Raw genomic sequence first — 20,441 nt, 5'->3', positions numbered from 1 at the left:
AAGGCGGCGCCGGTATCGATCTTGTTGCGGAATTCGAACCCGACCGGCCGAAGGATCAGCGTCGCGAGCACGAGGAACAACGCGATGTAGAAGCCCGAGAAGGATGCGGCATAGATCGCGGGCCACGCCGCGAAGATCGCGCCCGCGCTGAGGATCAGCCACACCTGATTGCCGTCCCATACCGGGCCGATCGCGTTGATCGCGACACGCCGTTCGATGCCCGTGCGAGCCCATGATGCGGTCCGCTCGCCTACCTCGACCTTGGGCAGTGCGGCACAGGCAGCTGTTTACAGTTTCGTGAGCGGCTCAGTCCTTAAGGACGAGATCGGGACGATCCAATCAGTGAGCGGGCCCAGAGTTTGGCCCCACCCACTCGAACACTTCCACACAGTCGCAGGAAACCGAGCACCCGCAACCGCACGACGCCTGGGAGACGGACAGTTTCCGAACGCGGCCCTTTGAAAGCATCAGGTCGAGCGCACCGCGAACGGCATCCGGAGACGATCCGAAGTGGATCGCCATCTCGGAAAGCGTCGCTTGCCCACGGCTCTGCAAATAGCGGCCGAGTTCGGACAGGGTGATCATGCCGCCCTCACTTCGCCGGAAGCGCCGCGAGACGACGCCCTTGCGCGAGCCCGGCAAGCCACATGGACAGCAGGGCAACGCAGAAGACGAGCGCGCAAGTCATCAGCCAGTTTTGTGCCGTCGCCGGATCGCGGCTGTATGTTGCGACCTGGTAGAACGACACTGCCGTGATGTAGCCAAGGCCAGTCGTCCAGACTGTCGCGAAGACGGTCCAGCGTAGGCCCACCTCGTGCCGGATCGCGCCGAGCGCGGCCACACAGGGCACATAGAGCAGAATCAGCAGCATGTACGCGAAAGCGCCTGCCGTGCCGTCGAAGCGCGACTGCATGGCGCCGAATACCTGGCTGTTGACTTCGAGCTTCTCCGCCGCCTGCGCCGTGTCGCCGACATAACCGACGTCTATCGCAGGCGAGACGATCTTGCTGCCGATCTCGGCGAGATTGTGCGGGACTGACGCGGCGGCCTCACCCAGCTTGTCGAGCACCGACACGGGCTCCTCTCCGGCCTTCTCGCGGCCTTCGCCTGCCGCCTGATCGACCTGTGAATAAAGGGCGTTCAGCGTGCCGACGACCGCTTCCTTCGCGAAAATGCCGGTGAACAAGCCAACCGCCGCAGGCCAGTTCTCGTCCGTAAGGCCGATGGGCCTGAATACGGGCATCAGCTCATGGCTTACGGACGCCAGCACCGAATCCTGCGTGTCCTTGCGGCCGATGCTGCCATCGGTGCCCATGTTGGCGAGAACGCTCAGCACCATCACCATCGGCACGATGATCTGACCCGCGTTGAGAATGAACCGGCGCAGCCGTTGCCATGCCTGAATGACCACGGTTCGCATGGTCGGCACGTGATAGGGCGGCAGTTCCATGATGAAGTGGGAGACCTCACCGCGAAGCAGCGTGTGCTTGAGGATGAGCCCCGTCATCACGGCGAACAGGATGCCGATGATGTAGAGGAGGAAAACGATGTTCTGTCCGCTCCAGGGAAAGAACGCCGCTGCGAAGAGCGCGAACACCGGCAGCCGCGCCCCGCAGGACATGAACGGCGCCATCATGATGGTCAGGATGCGGTCGCGGCGCGTTTCGAGCGTTCGCGTCGCCATGACCGCGGGCACGTTGCAGCCGAAACCGACGATCAGCGGCACGAAGGATTTGCCGGGCAGGCCGATGGCCCGCATGGCGCGGTCCATCACGAAGGCCGCGCGCGCCATGTAGCCGGAGTCTTCAAGGAAAGAGAGGAACAGGAACAGGCAGGCGATGATCGGCACGAATGTCGCGTGTCTGCAAGCCGCTGCCGAAGCCCTTCACGATCACCTGCACGAGATCCGGCGCACCGATGGCGGCAAGGCCCTGCTCGGGGAGGTCGACGAACAGTGCTTCACCGCCCTTGTCGAAGAAGTCGATAAATGCGCCACCGATCATGATGGTGAAGAGGAACATCAAGTACATCGCGACGAGGAAGATCGGCACGCCGAGGAAGCGGTTGAGCGCCACGGCATCGATGCGCTGCGTGAGCGTCGTCGAGACCGCGTGCTTCTGGCGATGGCACGCCTTCATGATCTCGGCGATGAAACGGAAGCGGCCATCCGCGATAACGATGTCGGCGTCTTCGCCGCATGCCTTCTCCACGTCGGCGCGCAACTGCTTCGCCTCTTCCGTAAGGCTCGGCCCGGCGATCCGCTCCGCCCGATCGTCGCCTTCGATGAGCTTCAGCGCGACCCAGCGCGGATCGACACCCGCCGCCTTCGCCGCATCGGACAGCGCCGGTGCCAGAACATCGATTGCCGCTTCGACTGCGGGAACCTGCGTCGGGCGACCGGCCGGAGCCGAGGGAGCCTGCACCGCTCGGGCGATTTCCGCCTTCAGCGCCTCGCCGCCCTTGCGCTTGCTCGCAACCATGGGCACGACGGGACAGCCGAGCGCCTGACCGAGCGCCGCCGCGTCGATCGCCACCCCGCCCCTCTCCGCGAGGTCGGACATGTTCAGCGCGAGGATGATCGGAACGCCGATTTCGAGTAATTGAGTGGTGAGGTATAGATTTCGTTCGAGGTTCGACGCATCGACGATGTTGACGATCAGGTCGGCCTCGCCGCTCAGGATGTAATCGCGCGCGACGCGCTCGTCTTCCGAGCCGCGGCCGACATTCGCAAGCAGGTAGACGCCCGGCAGATCCACGATTTCGTAGCTTGTGCCCTTCCAGGCATAGGCGCCGAGTTTCTTTTCCACGGTGACGCCCGGCCAGTTGCCGATTGTCTGGGTCGCCCCGGTCAGACCGTTGAAAAGTGTCGTCTTGCCGCAATTAGGGTTGCCGGCGAGAGCAATGGTGTGATGGCATTTCATGAGAGACGTTCGACTTCCAGAATGGCCGCTTCGCCCTTCCGAAGCGTGAGTTTGAAATTTCTCACCTTGATCTCGATCGGATCGCCGAGCGGTGCTGGACCGAGAAGGTCGCGCCGGGTGTCAAGCCCATTGCGAGAAGGCGCTGGCGATAGCCTCGATCGCCGGAAGAAAACCCGACAACGCGGGCGTTCTCGCCGACCCTGAGATTTTCGAGAGTGATCATGATGCGCGGCAAAACCTTGAACGAACGAGGGAAATGACGTGGAAATCGGAGGTTTCCATTACAAAGACGCCTAACCTCTCCGTGATGGGAGCAAGTCTGCGGCAGGAAACCTTTACGGCACCCCAAAAGTAGATTTCAAAATATCACAAGGTCAACATATTTGTTTTATTTGTAACTAGAGTAATTCTAAGGTGATCTCGGCAAGCGATGGCCTTTTTCCCAACCTGACTGTGCCCGGACTTATCATTCGAGCTGGGGTTCAATCGTTCGGCGACCGTTTTCCCGAAGTCGGTAAGACAAGCGAAAGCCAAGGTTCCGAATGAAGCACGCACATCACGACATACATCAGCCACATGGAACTCAGGACGCCAAAACTCCCCGGCGCGGCACACATTGGCGGGAACACCGCTTAGAGCCCCGACCTCGCCGGTATCGTGACGGTTCGCGAGTGGCAATCGTTGCGCAAACTGCTCGGGAGTCGCTTGACAGTTCGACGATCATCGAACAATAATTGTTCGGCAATCACCGAACAGTTGTCGTTTCATGGTCCGCACCTACGCACATCCCGATCCAGAAGACGTCAGTCTGGCGCGCGTCCTGTTCGCCTTGAGCGACCCGGTACGGCTCAGCATGGTGCGCATCCTTGCCGAACGCGAGGCCGTCAACAGCCTCGACCTTGGGCCGGGCATGGCCAAGTCCACGGTGACCCATCACACCCGTATCCTGCGCGAAGCGGGCGTGACCCGCACCCGGCCGGAAGGGCGCAATTGCTGGATCAGCCTGCGCCGCGAAGTGCTGGACGCGAAGTTTCCCGGTCTGCTCGACGTGGTGCTGGCGGCTGAGATCGAAACATGATCCGTTCCTTGTGGCCGCTGACGCTCGGCGCATTCGCGCTGGGCCTCGACGCTTATGTGTTGGCCGGCCTGCTGCCCGCAATGGCGCGTGACCTGAGCACCAGCCAAGCCATGATCGGTCTGGGCGTGGCGCTGTTCACGGCCGCATACGCGGTGAGCGCACCTGCACTGGCCTTCGTGGCAGGACGATACACGACCCGCACGGCCTTGCTGGGCGGACTTGGACTATTTGCGGCAGGCAATGTTGCAACGATGCTGGCCCCCTCGCTGATGGTTTTGCTGGCCGCGCGACTGCTGGCTGGCATCGGTGCGGGGCTCTACTCGCCGCTGGCTGCATCGAGCGCCGCCGGGATGGTGGACGCCAGTCAGCGCGGTCAGGCACTGGCGCTGGTGCTGGCTGGCCTGAGCGTCGGCACTGCCCTCGGCGTCCCTTTGGGGCTGCTGATCGAAAGCCATTTCGGCTGGCGCTGGACCATCGGCTTGATCGTGCTGGCCGGCTTGGCCGCCGCGGTGGGAGTGGCTGCCCGTGGCAGCTTCCCCTCTGCGCCTGCTCTCGCGTGGCGGGATCGGCTGGCGGCGCTGCAAACACCGTTTAGCCTCGCCACGCTCGGCGTGACGCTATGGACCGGCATCGCCTCGCTGGGGCTCTATACCTATCTGGCCGAGATCGCGGCCGCTCGGGGCTTGGAGGCCTCGACCCACGCCCTCATCTGGCTGTGGGGACTGGGCGGCATGGTGGGCGCCCTGCTGATCGGGCGCGTCATCGACAGGTATCTGCCGCCGCCGCGGGCGACATTGGGGCTGTTGGCGTTTCTGGTGATCAGCTTCGTTCTGGTTGGCTGGGCGTCGCCTGCGGGTGCTGGCGCGGGCTGCTTCCTGTGGGGACTGGCCGGCTGGGCCAGCGTCGCGCCGCAACAGCACGCCCTCGTATCGCACGATCCCGCGCATGCGACCGCATCCATCGCATGGAATTCGTCGATCAACTATCTGGGCGGGGCCATCGGCGCTGCGATCGGATCGCTGGCATTGAGCGCGAAGCTGTCGGCCGCTTGGCTGCCGATGGGGGCGCTCGCGGCGGTCGGCGTGGCGCTCACGATGCACCTTGTGAAGATACGACGCTGAGAAAGCGGCCTAACCGCTGGATGCAAGGGCAAGTTCACCCAAACTTGTCTTTGAGAACGAGCCTCGGTTTCCTTGCGGAAGTCCTGCGCAGAAGAGGACTTCCGTTCGATAGGGGCGAGCGTCCGAAAACGACCCTCCTCGACTTTCATAGCATCGACGGGCTGAATATGAGACCGCGCGAGCGATCATATACCGTGAATTGTGACGCCTCCCGGCGCAACGGTGGGATATTCGCCCGACCCGAGGTTTATCGTTTCTTGCGATTAGCGCACACGGGCCGAAGTTTCCATGCAAAGGCGTCAGCCGGACAGCGCCGCGCGTCGGCGCTCAAGGTCGGCGACGATGCGGCTTGCCAATTCCAAAGGGCTCGTCTCGACGATGGCGACGGCGCCAAGCAGTTCGCGGGTTCCCTCCTCCAGGAAGCGCTGTACGTTCTCCGAGCCGAGGGTCGCGGCAAAAACGCAGTGATAGGAATCGAGGCCGAGCAGCCGGAACGCGAGGGCGGCTCCGATGCCCTTCTCGTTGGACCATTCGGGGCTGGCGAAGGCGAAGGGCATGGTTTTGAGCGGCAGCCCCGCAGCATCCGAAACAGCCCGAAACAGCCCAGCCGCGCGTGCGTTGTCGAGACATTCGCCCATGTGCAGCACCGGCGGCAGCCCCGCCTCTTCAAGAACGCTACGCGAACTTTTTCCGCTCAGCCGCAGCGCATCTTCGGTGCAGAAGCCAAGCTTCAGAAGCGGAAACGACGCGCAGCCATTGGTCAGCACGAGGATGTCGTTCGCGATGAGGTGCTGCGCGACCACGACAGTCGCTTCTTCATAAACAACTTTCGGATTGTTGCAGCCCACGAGGTTGACCACGCCCTTCAACCGTCCGGTGCGGAGGTGATCGACAAGCGCTGCAGCCCCGCCGAAAGACTGGAGAACATTCTCGGCGGAAAAGCCGACTTCGGCGTCGAACCCGTGTTTGGGGCGGAAAGCCTTCTCGGGCTGCCGCCGTTTGAACGATGCGATAGCGACATGCAGAATGCGGCGCGCAAGACCTTCCACATCGGCCAGATTGCTGTGGGTGTGATCGAAGCCGATGTGAAGCGCGCCGGGGAGCCGCGCGGAATCGCTGGTCGTGATGACCGTGGTGTGAAAGCAGGCGGCGACCTGCATTATCGAGGGGTAGATGTCCTGAACATCGGCAATCCAGGCGTCGATCAGGCCGGTGCCGAGTACAAGTTCAGCGCCCATAGCGTTGCTGAGCGGCGACACATTTCCCTGCCGGTAGAGGACGGACAAGCCGGTGCAGCAGATGCCATAGAAGCGCAATCCGGTGGCGCCCGCGGCTTCGACCTCGGCTTTCACCGCCGGATCGTCCGCCAGCCGGACGATGACGGAGGCCAGCACCGGCGAATGCCCGTGGAGCGCAACGTTCACCGTGCCGGTCTCCAACGCTGCGAAATCGGTCTTGATGCGGGAGCGATGGGGTGGGCCGTAGAGGCAATCCTGCGCGATGGCCCCTGCGGTGACGCTGTTCCAGGAGAACGTCAGCCCGCAGCGGAGAAATTGCTGCATCACATTTCGCCAGTCGCCATCGGTGCCCACGCCGGTGCGCGCGAGCGCCTCGAACACCTCGTGGTAGGAGCCGATCGGCATGATGTCGAGATCAGCCCATGTGTCGAGCCGCTCGGGCGGAGCAAGGCTCTGCAAGGTGCGATGCGTACCGGGTTCGGCGCGCGCCATGTCGGCGAGCAGGATGTCGGCGATCTGCTCGGCGAGCGCGTTCAGGTCGCCTGCGGGATCGAGACCGAAGGCCTTGGCTGTGCCCCGGATTTTTGCCTCGCCCTTAAGGCTTTCCGGCATGGCGCCCCGGGCGGTCGCCTTCAACGCGAGCAGAACTTCGCGGCTCCGCGCGCCGTGTCCGGCCACGCCCGCTGCGAGGGCGCGCAGAAGATTGCGGGCGACGATCAGATCCTTGTCGGCGCCGCAGATGCCCTGCTGGGCTCTCGGGGTGATGCGGCACGGACCCATGTTGCAATTTGTGCAGCAAATGCCCGCGAGTCCGAAGTCGCAGGTCCCCTGCTTGTCGAAGCGGTCGAAGCAGGTTTCGATACCGCATTCGTCGAGATGGTCGATCATCTCGCGCACGCCGGGGTCGGGCGTTCGCTCGCGCACGTCTGCCTTTTTGGGGAAGCCGCGCTTGTAGTCCTTCAGGCTGTACGGTGCCATGGCTCAGTGTTCGTGGCTGTGCGTCGGGTCGACGGCGTGCGTATGGACGTAGGGCTTGCCGTCTGGCCCGATATGCGTGTGGGCGCGCGGGGCAAACTGCACGGGTTGGTGCAGGCGATGATCGAGAGCAAGCAGCGCCGTCACGATGCGCTCGATCTCGGAGGCGAACGCCGCTCCGAAGACCGGCGGATGTCCGTCAAGATCAGCCCGAGCAATTGCGGGATCGAAAGGAAGCGCGCCGAAAAGCCGCCAGTCGCCCAGCGAGTCTCCAATCTTGCCAGTTTCGTCCGCGCTTCGGACACCGGACAGGATGGGAAGACACCAGGGAATGCCCAGATCGGAGGCCAGAGAGCGAATGGTCTTCGCTGTTTGAACGGCCCGTGCGCCGGGGTCCAGCACAGCGAGAAGAACATCGACGCTCGCGAGCGTTCCGCGGCTGAGATGCTCCAGCCCCGGCTCTCCGTCCACCACAATGGCTTCGCCCGGCTCGGCGGTCAGGCGCTGCAACACCGCGCGAAGTACCGAATTCTCATCGCAATAGCACCCTTGGCCGCCCCGCGCCGTCCAGCCCAACACGACAAGGCGGTTGCGTTGGCCCCAGAAAACCGTCGGCACAGGGATGTCATCGACAACGGGATTGAGGAGGAAAAGCCCCGCGGGTAATCCGCCATGCTCTCTTGCGACAGCTTTCAGCAGATCGCGCTGTGTGGCGAGCGGTGGAGGAATGTCAGGCGCGTCGAGCGGAAGTGCGCTTGCGAGGTTGGCGTCCGGGTCCGCGTCCACCGCGAGGACCTTGAAATTTCGGCTGGCGAGCGCGCGCGCCAAGGCCGCCGCAACTGTGGTTTTACCTACCCCGCCTTTGCCCGCAACCGCGATCTTGAGGGCGGTACGAGGCTCTGCGTCGCTGTCCGTTGCTTCACGCGTTGACACTTGAGGCATCCGATCTCCGGGGAAGCAAAATCGAGCTTTTTGCCTTCGCCAAGATTGAGGTGAACTCGGAACCTGTCAAATCTCCTTCGCTTGAAGCGCTACGCGCTGCGCATTTGAACCTTGCTCAACAGGCGCGACTGCAAAAAATAAACCACCTATTCGTTCGGCTTTTTTAGAAGCATTCGTTTGCATTGTTGTTCACAGAGATAAATTCCATTTTATCTTGGTTTGATATTCATCCTCTGCTGGAAGCTGGATTGGCCATTTGATTATAGTGGGATGCCAAGGGCGCCGGAACCGCTCGTACAAGCTCTAACGGACCGACATGCCTAAGACACAGACGGCGGACCATCTCGCAGCGGAAGAGCCCCCCCGAGGTTCCCGCATCGAGGTTTCAGGCATCTCGCACCGCTACCGGCACGCCAAAGAAACGGCTCTGGATGGGATAAGCTTCACCGTCGAGCCCGGCGAATGCATTGCCCTGATCGGTCGATCCGGGTGCGGGAAGTCGACGCTACTGCATATCATGGCCGGTCTCATCACCCCGTCCGCCGGAGAGGTGCGGATAGACGGCACGCTCGTGCAGGGGCCTTCGCCTCGCCGGGTCATGATGTTTCAGCAGCCATCGCTTCTTCCATGGTTGACCGTCGCGGGAAATGTATCCCTCGGATATCGCTTCAGCCGCAGGAGCCGGGAAGCGCCCGCCCGCGTGGCGGAACTTCTCAAACTCGTGGAACTGAGCGAGTTCGCCGAGCGAAACGTGCAGGATCTCTCAGGCGGCCAGCAGCAGCGCGTCGCGCTTGCCCGTTCTCTCGCGCTTGCCCCCGCCGCGCTTTTTCTTGACGAACCGTTTTCCTCGCTGGACGCCTTCACGCGAAGCGCTCTTCAGCGGGACATCCGAGGAATCGCTCGTTCCCTGGGGATCACGCTTGTCCTCGTGACCCACGACGTTAACGAGGCGGCCATCATGGCGGATCGTGCCCTCATCATGACCGCGTCGCCCGGCCGCATTCGCGACGACATCACGATCCGCCGGGCCGGGCATGGCTCGGGGAACGAAGGGTTCGAGACGGCGCGCCACGCACTTATTTCGGCTTACGAAGGCGCGGCCGGTCTCGCATTCGCCGAGGGCGCGGACGACTGGAGCATTTGAGGCAGAGGAAAGTCCGGAGGGGATCAATGGCAACGAAGCTCGAAGGAGTCGACGCGCGGCATGACGATCAACAACAAGCCGAGGGCGGCGGCATAACGCGGCGACAGACCCTCGACATGCTTGCAGCCGGGGGACTGTGGGCGGCTTTTTCGACCGCTTTGGGAGGCTATCCGCAAGCAGCGCACGCAGCGGAAGATGACGTGGTCCGCATCGGCTATCTCCCGATTACCGACGCGACGGTGCTTCTCGTCGCCTACGCCAAGGGCTTTTTCAGGGATGAAGGGCTCGAAGCCGAAAAGCCCACTCTGATCCGCAGCTGGCCCGCGCTCGTCGAAGGCTTCGCCGCCGCGAAGTTCAACGTCGTTCACCTCTTGAAGCCGATCCCCGTCTGGATGCGCTACAACAACAAGTTCCCGGCGAAAATCGTGTCATGGGGGCACACCAACGGGTCCGGCCTCGTCGTCGGTCAGCACATATCCGCGACATCCTTCGCCGAACTTGGCGGCAAACAGCTCGCGGTGCCGTTCTGGTATTCGATGCACAACATCGTTCTGCAGATAGGGCTTCGGTCGGCAGGCCTGACCCCGGTCATCAAGGGTGAGGGCGAGCCTATCGCTCCGAACGAAGTCAATCTCCAGATCCTCCCGCCCCCGGACATGCCACCATCGCTCGCCGCGAAGAAGATCGATGGGTACATCGTGGCCGAGCCCTTCAATGCGCTTGGCGAAATCAAGGCTGGCGCGCGCTTGCTGCGCTTTACGGGTGACATCTGGAAGAACCATCCCTGCTGCGTCATCACCGTCAACGAGCAGGTTACGAAGCAGAAGCCCGAGTGGACGCAAAAGGTCGTCAATGCAATCGTGCGCGCGTCGATCTACGCGTCCGAGAACAAGAAGGAAGTCGCGCGGCTCCTGTCCAAGGACGGCGAAGGTTATCTGCCCGTCCCGGCGGAAGTCGTCGACCGTGCCATCAACAAGTATGACCTCGAAACCTACGGGCCGGGGAAGGCGATCCAGCATCCCGAATGGGGCAACGGTCGCATCGACTTCCAGCCATGGCCTTACCCGTCGGCCACGAAACTCATCGTCGAAGCCCTCAGCAAGACCGTCGTTTCTGGCGACACGTCGTTCCTGAAAGAACTCGACCCCGCCTTCGTTGCCGATGATCTCGTGGACTACACCTTCGTCAAGCAAGCGCTGGAAAAGTTCCCCGCGTGGAAAGACGACCCAAGCGTCTCGAAAGGCGATCCGTTCGTGCGCGAGGAGATCGTGCAGGTATGACGGTTGACGTTGCCGGCGAAGCTGCCGCCTACCCTGCGGAACGCATTCCGGGCTTGTCCCGCGAGCGGCGCGGCGCGCTGTTCGCTCGGTTTCGATCGGTGGCGCTTACGGCGGCTGGGATCGGCGGCCTTTTCCTCGTCTGGGCGCTGGGCGGCTGGCTCGTCGCGATCAATCCGAACACGACGTCCTTCGCGGGATTCGGGCCGATCCCGGCCCTGCGAAGTCTGGGCGAGATGGTCAGCTCGGGCGAGGTGTGGGGCATCGCCGCTCCCAGCCTTTGGCGCGTCGGGCTTGGCCTCGTATGGGCGACGGTTTTGGGCGTGCCGCTCGGCATCCTGATCGGCCGTTCAAGCGTTGCGCGGCAGATCACGAACGTACCCTTCCAGTTTCTTCGAATGATCAGCCCTCTCTCTTGGATGCCGGTTGCGATCCTGGCCTTTTCCACATGGGAGGGGGCCATCGTCTTTCTGATCGCCGCCGCCGCGATATGGCCTATCCTTTTTTCGACCGCCGCGGGCGTGAGGCGCATAGACCCGTCCTGGTTCAAGGTTGCGCGCAATCTGGGTGCAAATTCCTATCACCAACTCACGGCGGTCATCTTGCCCGCCATCTCGCAGGATATTTTGACAGGCATCCGGCTCGCGCTTGGCGTAGGCTGGATCGTTCTCGTGCCCGCCGAATATCTCGGGGTAAAATCGGGCCTCGGCTACGCCATCAACGATGCCCGCGACACGTTGGAATACGATCGCCTTGCCGCGATCGTTCTGATCGTGGGGCTTATCGGCTTCACGTTGGACGTGCTTTTGCAACGGCTGATAAGCAGACTGTCCTGGCTGCGGGAGGACCACTAAACAGGTTGGATGAGCGCCGCTTGTTTTGCCGCAGCCGTCGGCTGCCCTTCGTCAATGCAGCATGAAGACGGTTCGTTGCCTTGAGATTGGATGCGCCGGCTCATAGGGTCGGAGCGACAGGCATGTCCGCCTGCTCTGGACAGCGCGGTTTGCGGGTCGTCCGGTGGCGCGTCTCCGGAAAGCGGCTCAGGTGTCGGCTCCTGTCGCAGCGGCTGATAGTCCAAACTGTAGAAGCCCACGCCCGCGCTCGTGGCCCATGTCTCATTGCTGGATACGTTGTCTCTCGGCGTAGGCTCTCAGCGGTAACAAAAGGGAAGGGTAGCTTTCGAGAACGCTCTTGTAGTTCACAATGCGTTCGAGGATGGCGGACGAAACCGCCTCGCTCAGAACAAGGAAGGAAACCACGAAGCGGTTCGTGCGCGGACTCATAACGCGCATCGTGCAGCCGAAGGCGGCAAACGATAACAAAACTCTGGAAATGGAAGCGGGATTTGCGACGCTGGCAGTCGCTGATCAGCGTACTGCAAAAGTGGTTGCGGGGGCAGGATTTGAACCTGCGGCCTTCAGGTTATGAGCCTGACGAGCTACCGGGCTGCTCCACCCCGCGTCACAAAGTTGACATAGGCCGTTCTGCCGGAAACCGCAACACATACCTTCACGTTTCGCCGAAAAAAGTCGCGCGGCGTTTCCATATCCGCGCAGCGACGGCTTTGCCGCAGAAACGGCGAGCCGCGCAAAATCCTCGCACCCGCTTCCGACATGGTGCGTGCGCGTGACATCCGCGCGCCCCGCGCATCAAACTTCTCGAAACCGGCCGCATCCCGACTGCACGGCGAATGCCGTCAGGCGCCTATTCCGCCGCGCGAAGACCGTCCGGCGCGCTCGCGGCCACCTGCTCGGAGCGCTTATGCGCCCAGATGAGATAGATGTTCCGCGCGTAGATAAAGAGGCCGGCGAGTTGCCCCAGCATGATCACCGGATCGGCTCGATGAACCGCGTAGACGAACAGCATCAAGCCGCCCGCAAAGCTGAAATACCAGAAAGTCTCCGGCACGATGGACCGCTTCACGCGCTCGCTCGCTATCCATTGCAGAACAAAGCGCATGAAAAACATGGACTGTGCCGCGAAGCCGAAGATGACCCATGCCATCTCGACTTCCGAAACCTGCGCCCACCACTGGCTGAACTTTGCGACGTCCATGCTATCCCCGTCCTGGGCTGAAGGCTCTCCCGCCGACCGGCTTGCCGGACAGGCCGAAAGAAGCCTGGGCACCCGCTCGCACCGAAGCGGGATCATGCGATGCCAGAGCTTTCCGCGTTAACGCGTCTGAAAACTCTGCCTTTGTACTCCGCGCGCTTCTCCACGCGCCCCGAAACGCCTCAATGCGTCTGCCGCGACGCGACGGATGCTCCCACCCGGCGAATCGGAGCGGCTTCCCTCAGCCGCGCCACGCCGAGCGTATCCTCGACGATCTCCGGAACCCGCGTGCGCCGCCTCAACCACACGATGCCGATCATGTCGTAGATGCCGAGCAGCGCGCGGTTGAAATTGGTGTACTTCGACTGTCCCGCAACGCGCGGCCGGTCGTTCACCGGGACGTACTCCACCTTGTGGCCGTACATCTGAAACAGCGCGGGCATGAAGCGGTGCATGCTCGTGAAGAACGGCAGCCGCAAATACGCCTCGCGCCAGAAAACCTTGATGCCGCAGCCGGAGTCCGGACACTGGTCCTTCAGGATCGCGGCGCGCGCGCGGTTACCGAGAAGGCTCGCGATGCGCCGCGAGCCGACTGCCTTGCGCCGCACGCGCACGCCGCCTACCAGCGCCGGGCCGCCCTTGGCAGGCGAGCCGAGGACTTTCAGAAGGTTGGGGATGTCGGCGGGATCGTTCTGGCCGTCGCCGTCCATCGTGGCAATCAGCGGACATTGCGCGGCGAGAACGCCCGTGCGGATCGCGGCGCTCTGGCCGGAGCGAGCACGATGGCGGATGTAGCGCACGCGCGGATCGCGGGCGGCGAGCGCCTTGATTTCGGCGCCAGTGCCGTCGGTGCTGCCGTCGTCGATCACGATCACCTCGCCGAGAACTTCCGGCGCGATGGCGCGCAGCGTTTCCTCGACGAGACGGCCGATATTTCCTTCTTCGTTCAGCGCTGGGATCACCACCGCAACAGTCATGACCGCCACCTTCGCAAGCTTGCTTCCGCAAAGCCCATTTCGATTTCCTTAACCGCTCATAGCAGGCTTTTTCGTGGCCACACAACCGCTGTGGACAAGCCGTTCGCGCGATTCATCCTTTGGTGACGGGTTCATGTGACAGTCAACACAGCGTACACGTTCCGAATCCGGCGGCTGATTTCCATGTTTGAGCGCAGCGCAAGATCCCACGCGTTTCCAGCGCCGCTTGCCCTCGGCGCGGATGGCGTCATCGTTACCGCGCATGCGGAGCCGATCCTCGGCTGGCCCGCCGGAAATCTTGATGGCCCTCCGAAACCTCTCGTCCTTCCGCAGAATTACCTCGAACCGCTCGCCACAAGTTCCATCGCCTACGGCTGCAACCTGCCGCTGCCTCATGGGGGCGTGCGGAGCCCCACGAGCAGCGCCGGGCTTCCCGACCGCATCGACGGCGGCGGCGAAGCCGGCTTTCTGGCAACCTCGTTGCCTGCGGGTCATGCCGCCATCATCGGCTCGAAGGGCGAGCGCGTCTCTCTCCGTTTTCGGTGGGTCTGCATCTCGGCCGACGCGGCGATCGGCGCGGTATGGCGTTGCTTCGTTAGTCTCGGCGGTCATGGCACGCACAACGGCTGGCACGCCATCGATCAGGATTACATCTTCGAGGCCAAGGGCGGCGCGGCGCTGAACGCGCCAGAGGAGCTTTCTCTGCCGGTGCGGGCGCCTGATGGACGAAGGCTGCGGCTTATGCATCCTATCGGCGCGCTGACCTGCTTCGCCTGCGAAGCGGGGCGCGTCAAGGTGACGAAACTCGCGCCGGATGGCTGGTCAAGACGCACCGTGGCCACTCTTTCGCTTCTTGCCGACGACCGGATCGTGGCCATATTCTCCGACGGAATGCAAAAAACCGTCGGTATCGCCGCCCCGCATGCGAAGCGGACGGCGCGAGCCGCTTAGTTTCATCCGTCCAGCGACGCTTCAACCAATGATCTGATCGGGTCGGCGCATCATGAAGATGGCCAGAATATATGTTCGCGCTCTCGGCATGCTCGCCTCCGAGCGCTGGCTCTCGATTGCGCTCGTGGCGGCGGGTGTGGCCATTGCCATCGTGCAACTTGCCGAACCGATCCTTTTCGGGCGCGTGGTGGACGCGCTGTCGAAGGGCGGTCAGGCTTTTCCGATCATCGGGATATGGGCCGCGCTCGGGCTGTTCAACATCATCGCGAGCGTCGCGCTGTCGATCATGGCCGACCGCCTCGCTCACCGCCAGCGGCTTGCGGCCATGGGCGCGGCCTTCGAGCGCGCGATCAACCTGCCGGTGAGCTATCATGCCCAGCACGGAACAGGGCGGCTCGTTCGCATCATCCTCGCGGGGACGGATCAGCTTTTCGCGCTGTGGCTTTCGTTCCTGCGCGAGCACCTGACCGCCATCATCAGCATCGTCCTGCTGATCCCCGTCGCCATCTCCATCGACACGCGGCTCGCGGCGCTGCTCGGCGCCCTCGCGGTCCTCTACTTCCTCGCGAACACCATCATCATCAAGCGGACGCAGGGCGGGCAGGAAAACGTCGAAGCTTACCATCAGGATGTCTTCGGCCGGGTCGGGGATGTCATCGGCAACGTGACCGTGGTGCAAAGCTACACGCGCCTTCTCGATGAAACGAGCGCGCTGCGCAACCTCATGGCCGATCTCCTGCGCGCGCAATATCCCGTGCTCACCTGGTGGGCGATGCTCACCGTGCTGACGCGCGCCGCCGCCACGATCACCATGGTCGCCGTATTTGCCATCGGCGCGATCCTTGCCGAGCGCGGCGAGGTGACGGTCGGCGAGATCGTGGCCTTTGTGGGCTTTGCGGGGCTGCTCATCGCCAAGCTCGACCAGCTTTCGAGCTTCGTGGCGCGCATCTTCATGCAGGCGCCGACGCTGCAAAACTTCTTCGACCTGCTCGACACGAGCGGCATGACCATCGAGAAGACGGGCGCGGTGCCGCTTGAAAACGTGAAGGGCCGCGTCACCTTCGATCATGCCACCTACCGCTTCCCGAACAGCGATCAGGGCGTGTTCGCCCTCGATTTCGACGCCGCGCCCGGGCAGACCTTCGCGCTTGTCGGCCCTACCGGCTCAGGCAAGACGACGACGCTCGCGCTGCTCCAGAGGCTGCGCGATCCGCAGGAAGGCCGCATCCTCATCGACGGAATCGACATCCGCGACGTGACGCTGAACTCGCTGCGCCAGTCCATCGCCGTGGTGTTTCAGGACGCGGGGCTGTTCAACCGTTCGATCGCGGAAAACATCCGGGTGGGGCGCCCAACCGCGACGGACGCCGAGGTGGAGGAAGCGGCTCGTCTCGCCGAAGCGCACGACTTCATCCTCGCAAAACCCGGCGGCTACGGCTTTGTCATAGGCGAACGCGGCTCGGCGCTGTCGGGCGGCGAGCGCCAGCGCATCGCCATCGCGCGCGCGATCCTGAAGAACGCGCCGATCCTGATCCTGGACGAGGCGACGAGCGCGCTCGACAACGAAACCGAACTCAAGATCAAGCGCGCTCTCGACCGCGTGCGGCGCGGACGCACGACGTTTCTCATCGCGCATCGCCTCTCGACCGTCGCAAGCGCGGACAAGATCCTCGTTCTCGAAAAGGGGCGGATCGTCGAAGCCGGCACGTTCGCGGCGCTGGCCGAGGCTGGCGGCATCTTCGAGCGGCTCGTGAAGGCGGGCGATTTCAAGGAAGACGAGGCGGATGCACCCGCCGCCCGCGCAGCGGAGTGAGCGCTACAGCATGGTGCGGCAAATCGGGCGCGACTCTGTGAGTCCTGCAATCCGATCAGCATCTCTTCGTCGGATTGAGTCAGGCTGAGATCGCGAGCCGGTAACGGCGACGCGGCCGCTCAGACAGAGCCCGGTTTGCCGCGCCTGCGGATCGTCACATAGAGTGCGCCGCTGCCGCCGTGATGGTGCGCCGATTCGGTGAAACTAATCACGTGGGCGCGAAATTCCGGCTCGGACAGCCAGTGCGGGACAAGCCTTCTCAAGACGCCGCGCTTCTCGCTGTTCCAGAAATCCCGGCTGTCGGAATCGGTGCGACCTCCCTTGCCTGTGATAATCAACACGTGCCGGTGGCCCTCCAGCTGGCAGCGGGCGAGGAAGGCACGAAGAGTGACATAGGCGTCGTGCTGGCGCAGGCCGTGGAGGTCCAGCCTGGCGTCGATTTCGCGGCGCCCGCGCGCGATCTTCCGCACGATCCGGTGATCGAAAGGTTGGTGCGGAGGCGGTGACGGGCGGAGAGGTGCGGGCGTTGCGCCCCCACGGGTAATGGCCGGTTCGGGGCGCGCCGGCACCGGGTCGAGCGGCTTCGCCGTGGCAGCGCCGCCAGCAAACGGGGGAGTTGCCTCCTCTACTTCACTCGATGCAAGGGTGTCCGGTTTCGGACGCGAAAGCGGCTCGTCGTTGCGGGTCACGTGGGCCCACAACTCGATCTCCTCTTTCGAGAGGAGGCGCTTCTTTCGGCGGCCTTCCATCCCTTTTCCCACATAGATCGCGCTAACTAGCGCCTTGGTTGAAGAACGATAAAATCGCATGAATGGCGCACCGCGCCAGCACTTTCGCCCGCCGCGTCGCCCGTTCCCGCGAAGATGTCGCCGCGCTGTGGCCATTTGATCGCTGACCCGGTATCCTGGGCGACGGTGAGCCGCTGGAACCGTTTTCCCTCCAAAACGAGGAGCGGGGCCGAAACCCATAGCAGCGTTCCCGCAGGATGAAACGCGGGGTCGGCCGCAAGGCTCCTTCCGGGATAAAGGTCCACTCCCGAAGACCCTCTCGGAGCGGCAGCGGATGCGCCCAGCTCTCGAAAAAAGATATAGGAGCGGTTTTCGTGAAGAACAGCCTCGCGGCCCGGCTTCGCTCGAAGCCAGGCTTTCATGCCGGGGAGATCGGCGTCCGCCGCCGCGAGCTTGCCGTGTGCAATCAGCCATTTCGAAATGGACGTGTACGGATGGCCGTTCTTGCCGTCGAAGGTCAGACGCACTCGCGTTCCGTCGTCCAGTTCGAACGAAGCCGGAGCCCTGCACGTGCATGACAAAGGCATCGACGGCATCCGCCAGATAGAGAAGCGCACTCTCGCTCTCTTCGAGCGCCCCCGCCTCGATTTCGCCGCGCGTGAAATACGGCTCGAAACCTGCGGCCGTGGCGCGCGCTGCGCTCAGTCCCTGCGTGGCGAGCGGGTGTTCAGGGGGAAGCAGCGCGAGATCGGCGGGACGCCGGCAAACCGGGACGGGGAAAGCAGCGGAACGCCTGCGTGAGCCTCGAAGCACAGGCTCGAAATAGGATGTGAGAAGACCTTGGTCGGCGTTGACGCGGCAGGGCAGGAAGTGCGCCTCGAAGAAGACGCGAGCCGCCTCTCGGTCGGCGATGAACCGCGCCGGATCACCAGCAGGGCGCGGAAGGTGCGGCGCGAACGCGGCGGAACGGAGATAGCAGGCCAGCGCATCCGCATGATTATCGTCGCGCCAGCCGGGAATTTGCGCGAAGTCCATTGGCTCCAGCGAAAGCACGGCAGATGACGCACCGCCATGCTGCCACCGCCAGAGCGCGGCTTCGGGAGGATCGGCGGTCACGCCGCGTCGGTTGCGACGAGCTGCCAGTTCGGGTTCGGCGAGGCCACGTCGCGCGAGAAGGTCCAGATATCGGTGACCTGACGCACGGCCTTGTCGTCGCCGTCGACCACCGCGCCGTGCTTGTCGCGCGTTGCCGTCACGAGGTCGCTCACGAACCGCACCTTGATATGAGCGATACGGCCGGAAAGATGGGCCTCCACGATCTCGCTCGCCGACATGCCCACGAAGTGGAACTCGACCGTCTCGCCGCGCGATTCGCGGTCGTTGATCACCACGTTGAAGCTGTCGAAGACCTCCGGCGCAAGGAGGTGGCGCAGTGTCTCGCGATCGCCCTTCGCATAAGCGGTTATGATGGATTCGTAGGCGATCTTCGCGCCATTTATGAAGGACGCCGTATCGAAAGACGGATCGGATGTGGCAATCTGGCGCAGGGGCGCGCGCACGGCGCTGTCCTCGGGGAAATTGCCGACCCGCTCGTCTACGCTGGGACCGCCCTGGGGGGTAACGCCGGGTCTTGGCTCAGCCCTCGGAAGTGGAACAACATTGTCCCGCGCGGGAGCCGCATCGCGCGCGTAATTCCCAAGTCGTGTTTCTTCATCGCCGGTTCTACGGCCAAGCACGCTCCGCAACCTGAGAAAGATCGCAACCGCAACCGCTAAAAGCAAAATATTGGTGAGGTCGAAAATGTCGCTCGTCAAACCGCCGCTCCTGACCCCCGTCGGGCCCGATGTTGTGTGAGACTTCCTGTGGGTGATATAAGAGCTTCGGAGCGTGCTGGCTATAGCCGCGCGCCCTTTGACGCAAGCGTCACCGAAATCTTTGCATCCTTCTCCGCAAATCGCTCTTCGCTCCCATATGAGGGAGTGCGAATTTTCAATCCAACCGAGGACCGAGCGTCTCGATGCCCTTCGTCATTCTCTTTCTCATGATTTCGTGGCCGGTGCTGGAGGTGGCCTCCATCATTCAGGTAAGCCGCTGGATCGGCGGGATCCCGACATTTTTGCTGCTGGCGGCGGGTGTGGCGGTCGGCGCGTTTCTCGTGAAATCGCAAAGCCGCCTCGTCGGCGTCCGCGTGATGGAAGCGATGCGGAGCGGCGGGTCGCCCGAAAAGACCTTGCTCGACAGCGGGACGACATCGCTCGCCGGCATCCTGTTCATGATCCCGGGCTTCGTGTCCGACGCGGTGGCGATCCTGCTGTTGCTCCCGGCGGTGCGCGGGCTCCTTTGGCGTGGCGCATCCTATGGCGTGCGAGCGCGCGGCGCGCGCTGGCAGACGCGGCCTCAGCCGGGTGCGCGGCCCGAGCCGCAGGCAAATGCGCAAGGCCCGGTCCGCAGCGAAACCGTGATCGATGTCGAGTTTACAGAGGTGCCGCGCGGCGAGGGCAAGAGCGGGTCGAGCGCGAAGCGCACGGATTCGCCGTGGAACAAGGGGTGAGCGCGAGAAACGGCGCTTGACTTGTAGCTACATTGTAGCTACATTGAACGCACAATGAACAAATCTCTGCCCCTCCAGGGGGGCATTTAACTGGGATGGCTATGGGCAAAAATGAAACTCAACCAAGTCGTGCGGGCGCGCATCGACACCAAAACGAAAGAGGACGCAGAAGCCGTTCTGGCTGAGATCGGACTTACTGTATCGGATGTTGTTCGCCTTTTGTTAATTCGTGTCGCGCGTGAGGGTGCGCTTCCTTTCGATCCGTTCGTTCCCAACAAGGAAACGATTGTGGCGATGGAGGACGCGCGGGCGGGGAAAACGATCAAGGTCGGATCGATCGAGCGGCTTTTCGAAGAGCTGTATGAGGAAGATCGAGACAACGACGCGGTTCAAGAAGGACCACAAAACACTGAGAGCGGCGCTGCGCGGCGGCGAGCTGGATGAATTGCTCAACGCCGCGTTGCAATATCTCGCAGTGGACGAGCCGTTGCCGGCCCGATGGCGCGACCATCAGCTCACCGGCAACTGGGTCGATCATCGCGAATGTCACCTGAAGCCTGACCTACTTCTGATCTACCAAAAACCAAATCCCGAGACACTGATCTTGGTGCGTTTCGGCTCTCACAGCGATTTGCTCGAATAGCGAGTGAAGCGGCCGAGGCACACCCGACCG

At 63.0% G+C, this 20,441-nt stretch carries 23 protein-coding genes, 1 tRNA gene and 2 pseudogenes; 11 read left to right on the top strand and 15 right to left on the bottom strand.

The features are described from left to right. Window positions 1-14: 14 nt before the first annotated feature. From cydB to EK416_RS18255, 5 genes and pseudogenes are all read right to left on the bottom strand, one after another. Window positions 15-269, bottom strand: a pseudogene (gene cydB / locus EK416_RS16455) (cytochrome d ubiquinol oxidase subunit II); the annotation flags it as partial. 70 nt (window positions 270-339) lie between these two features. Then, window positions 340-585 carry a FeoC-like transcriptional regulator gene (locus EK416_RS16450; RefSeq protein ID WP_127079401.1) on the bottom strand — a complete coding sequence of 82 codons (246 nt, stop codon included), beginning with the start codon at window positions 583-585 and terminating at the stop codon, window positions 340-342. Window positions 586-592: 7 nt separating this feature from the next. Further along, window positions 593-1,849 (bottom strand): ferrous iron transport protein B, encoded by a 1,257-nt coding sequence (gene feoB / locus EK416_RS17875; RefSeq protein WP_210211011.1) that lies wholly within the window; start codon window positions 1,847-1,849, stop codon window positions 593-595. Then, window positions 1,806-2,921, bottom strand: a complete 1,116-nt coding sequence (locus EK416_RS17870) for a ferrous iron transporter B (protein WP_210211010.1) — start codon at window positions 2,919-2,921, stop codon at window positions 1,806-1,808. The genes feoB and EK416_RS17870 overlap by 44 nt, the downstream gene beginning before the upstream one ends. 61 nt (window positions 2,922-2,982) lie before the next feature. After that, the gene (locus EK416_RS18255; RefSeq protein ID WP_210211009.1) at window positions 2,983-3,144 is read right to left on the bottom strand and encodes a FeoA family protein; all 162 of its coding nucleotides are present in this window, start codon (window positions 3,142-3,144) and stop codon (window positions 2,983-2,985) included. A 543-nt stretch (window positions 3,145-3,687) separates the two neighbouring features. Between EK416_RS18255 and EK416_RS16435 the strand changes: the two genes are divergently transcribed. Together EK416_RS16435 and EK416_RS16430 are read left to right on the top strand one after the other, a co-directional pair. Then, window positions 3,688-3,999 carry an ArsR/SmtB family transcription factor gene (locus tag EK416_RS16435; RefSeq protein ID WP_127079399.1) on the top strand — a complete coding sequence of 104 codons (312 nt, stop codon included), beginning with the start codon at window positions 3,688-3,690 and terminating at the stop codon, window positions 3,997-3,999. Then, the gene (locus EK416_RS16430) at window positions 3,996-5,120 is read left to right on the top strand and encodes an MFS transporter (RefSeq protein ID WP_127079397.1); all 1,125 of its coding nucleotides are present in this window, start codon (window positions 3,996-3,998) and stop codon (window positions 5,118-5,120) included. The genes EK416_RS16435 and EK416_RS16430 overlap by 4 nt, the downstream gene beginning before the upstream one ends. Window positions 5,121-5,419: 299 nt before the next feature. Here EK416_RS16430 and EK416_RS16425 read toward each other — a convergent pair whose 3' ends face one another. Both EK416_RS16425 and EK416_RS16420 read right to left on the bottom strand, forming a co-directional pair. After that, complete coding sequence (locus tag EK416_RS16425) at window positions 5,420-7,336, bottom strand: anaerobic carbon-monoxide dehydrogenase catalytic subunit (RefSeq protein ID WP_127079395.1); 1,917 nt, start codon at window positions 7,334-7,336, stop codon at window positions 5,420-5,422. A gap of 3 nt (window positions 7,337-7,339) precedes the next feature. After that, window positions 7,340-8,266 carry an ATP-binding protein gene (locus tag EK416_RS16420; RefSeq protein WP_164730072.1) on the bottom strand — a complete coding sequence of 309 codons (927 nt, stop codon included), beginning with the start codon at window positions 8,264-8,266 and terminating at the stop codon, window positions 7,340-7,342. A 325-nt stretch (window positions 8,267-8,591) separates the two neighbouring features. Here EK416_RS16420 and EK416_RS16415 point away from each other — a divergent pair, with 325 nt between their 5' ends. The 3 genes from EK416_RS16415 to EK416_RS16405 are packed head-to-tail and all read left to right on the top strand — an operon-like array spanning window position 8,592 to window position 11,550. Then, on the top strand, window positions 8,592-9,419 hold the full coding sequence (locus EK416_RS16415) for an ABC transporter ATP-binding protein (protein ID WP_127079391.1): 828 nt from the start codon (window positions 8,592-8,594) through the stop codon (window positions 9,417-9,419). A gap of 26 nt (window positions 9,420-9,445) precedes the next feature. Further along, window positions 9,446-10,699, top strand: a complete 1,254-nt coding sequence (locus EK416_RS16410; RefSeq protein ID WP_164730071.1) for an ABC transporter substrate-binding protein — start codon at window positions 9,446-9,448, stop codon at window positions 10,697-10,699. Continuing rightward, a complete protein-coding gene (locus EK416_RS16405) occupies window positions 10,696-11,550 on the top strand; it encodes an ABC transporter permease (protein ID WP_127079389.1) in 855 nt (284 codons plus the stop codon). The genes EK416_RS16410 and EK416_RS16405 overlap by 4 nt, the downstream gene beginning before the upstream one ends. A 261-nt stretch (window positions 11,551-11,811) precedes the next feature. Here the strand turns inward: EK416_RS16405 and EK416_RS17785 are convergent, their stop codons facing one another. The 4 genes from EK416_RS17785 to EK416_RS16390 form a co-directional block, all read right to left on the bottom strand. Continuing rightward, the gene (locus EK416_RS17785) at window positions 11,812-11,979 is read right to left on the bottom strand and encodes a hypothetical protein (protein ID WP_164730070.1); all 168 of its coding nucleotides are present in this window, start codon (window positions 11,977-11,979) and stop codon (window positions 11,812-11,814) included. Window positions 11,980-12,080: 101 nt separating this feature from the next. Next, window positions 12,081-12,157, bottom strand: a tRNA-Met gene (locus tag EK416_RS16400). A gap of 243 nt (window positions 12,158-12,400) precedes the next feature. After that, a complete protein-coding gene (locus tag EK416_RS16395) occupies window positions 12,401-12,751 on the bottom strand; it encodes a lipid-A-disaccharide synthase N-terminal domain-containing protein (RefSeq protein WP_127079387.1) in 351 nt (116 codons plus the stop codon). 179 nt (window positions 12,752-12,930) lie between these two features. Further along, entirely contained in the window at window positions 12,931-13,725 is a 795-nt protein-coding gene (locus tag EK416_RS16390; protein ID WP_127079385.1) for a glycosyltransferase family 2 protein, read from the bottom strand. Window positions 13,726-13,908: 183 nt separating this feature from the next. Between EK416_RS16390 and EK416_RS16385 the strand changes: the two genes are divergently transcribed. Both EK416_RS16385 and EK416_RS16380 read left to right on the top strand, forming a co-directional pair. After that, complete coding sequence (locus EK416_RS16385) at window positions 13,909-14,676, top strand: flagellar hook protein FlgE (protein WP_127079384.1); 768 nt, start codon at window positions 13,909-13,911, stop codon at window positions 14,674-14,676. A gap of 52 nt (window positions 14,677-14,728) precedes the next feature. Then, complete coding sequence (locus EK416_RS16380; protein WP_127079382.1) at window positions 14,729-16,489, top strand: glucan ABC transporter ATP-binding protein/ permease; 1,761 nt, start codon at window positions 14,729-14,731, stop codon at window positions 16,487-16,489. A gap of 119 nt (window positions 16,490-16,608) precedes the next feature. Here the strand turns inward: EK416_RS16380 and EK416_RS16375 are convergent, their stop codons facing one another. From EK416_RS16375 to EK416_RS18250, 3 genes and pseudogenes are all read right to left on the bottom strand, one after another. Beyond that, on the bottom strand, window positions 16,609-17,238 hold the full coding sequence (locus tag EK416_RS16375; protein ID WP_127079380.1) for a Smr/MutS family protein: 630 nt from the start codon (window positions 17,236-17,238) through the stop codon (window positions 16,609-16,611). A 26-nt stretch (window positions 17,239-17,264) separates the two neighbouring features. After that, window positions 17,265-17,744, bottom strand: a complete 480-nt coding sequence (locus EK416_RS18040; RefSeq protein ID WP_281023890.1) for an MltA domain-containing protein — start codon at window positions 17,742-17,744, stop codon at window positions 17,265-17,267. 91 nt (window positions 17,745-17,835) lie between these two features. Continuing rightward, window positions 17,836-18,030: pseudogene (locus EK416_RS18250) on the bottom strand (MltA domain-containing protein); the annotation flags it as partial. 27 nt (window positions 18,031-18,057) lie between these two features. On the opposite strand from EK416_RS18250, the gene EK416_RS18130 reads away from it, so the two are divergent. Continuing rightward, a complete protein-coding gene (locus tag EK416_RS18130; protein ID WP_281023888.1) occupies window positions 18,058-18,279 on the top strand; it encodes a hypothetical protein in 222 nt (73 codons plus the stop codon). Between the two features lie 50 nt (window positions 18,280-18,329). On the opposite strand, the gene EK416_RS16365 is transcribed toward EK416_RS18130, so the two are convergent. After that, window positions 18,330-19,031 (bottom strand): Tim44/TimA family putative adaptor protein, encoded by a 702-nt coding sequence (locus EK416_RS16365; protein ID WP_127079378.1) that lies wholly within the window; start codon window positions 19,029-19,031, stop codon window positions 18,330-18,332. 203 nt (window positions 19,032-19,234) lie between these two features. Between EK416_RS16365 and EK416_RS16360 the strand changes: the two genes are divergently transcribed. From EK416_RS16360 to EK416_RS16350, 3 genes are all read left to right on the top strand, one after another. After that, window positions 19,235-19,768 (top strand): FxsA family protein, encoded by a 534-nt coding sequence (locus EK416_RS16360; protein WP_127079376.1) that lies wholly within the window; start codon window positions 19,235-19,237, stop codon window positions 19,766-19,768. A gap of 111 nt (window positions 19,769-19,879) precedes the next feature. Further along, on the top strand, window positions 19,880-20,212 hold the full coding sequence (locus EK416_RS16355; protein ID WP_127079374.1) for a type II toxin-antitoxin system RelB/DinJ family antitoxin: 333 nt from the start codon (window positions 19,880-19,882) through the stop codon (window positions 20,210-20,212). Continuing rightward, window positions 20,130-20,411, top strand: a complete 282-nt coding sequence (locus tag EK416_RS16350; RefSeq protein WP_127079372.1) for a type II toxin-antitoxin system YafQ family toxin — start codon at window positions 20,130-20,132, stop codon at window positions 20,409-20,411. Before EK416_RS16355 ends, EK416_RS16350 begins: the two co-directional genes overlap by 83 nt. Window positions 20,412-20,441: the final 30 nt, after the last annotated feature.

Origin of the sequence: Rhodomicrobium lacus (assembly GCF_003992725.1) — a bacterium.
GTDB lineage: Bacteria > Pseudomonadota > Alphaproteobacteria > Rhizobiales > Rhodomicrobiaceae > Rhodomicrobium > Rhodomicrobium lacus.
This window is presented reverse-complemented; position numbering and strand designations above follow the sequence as displayed.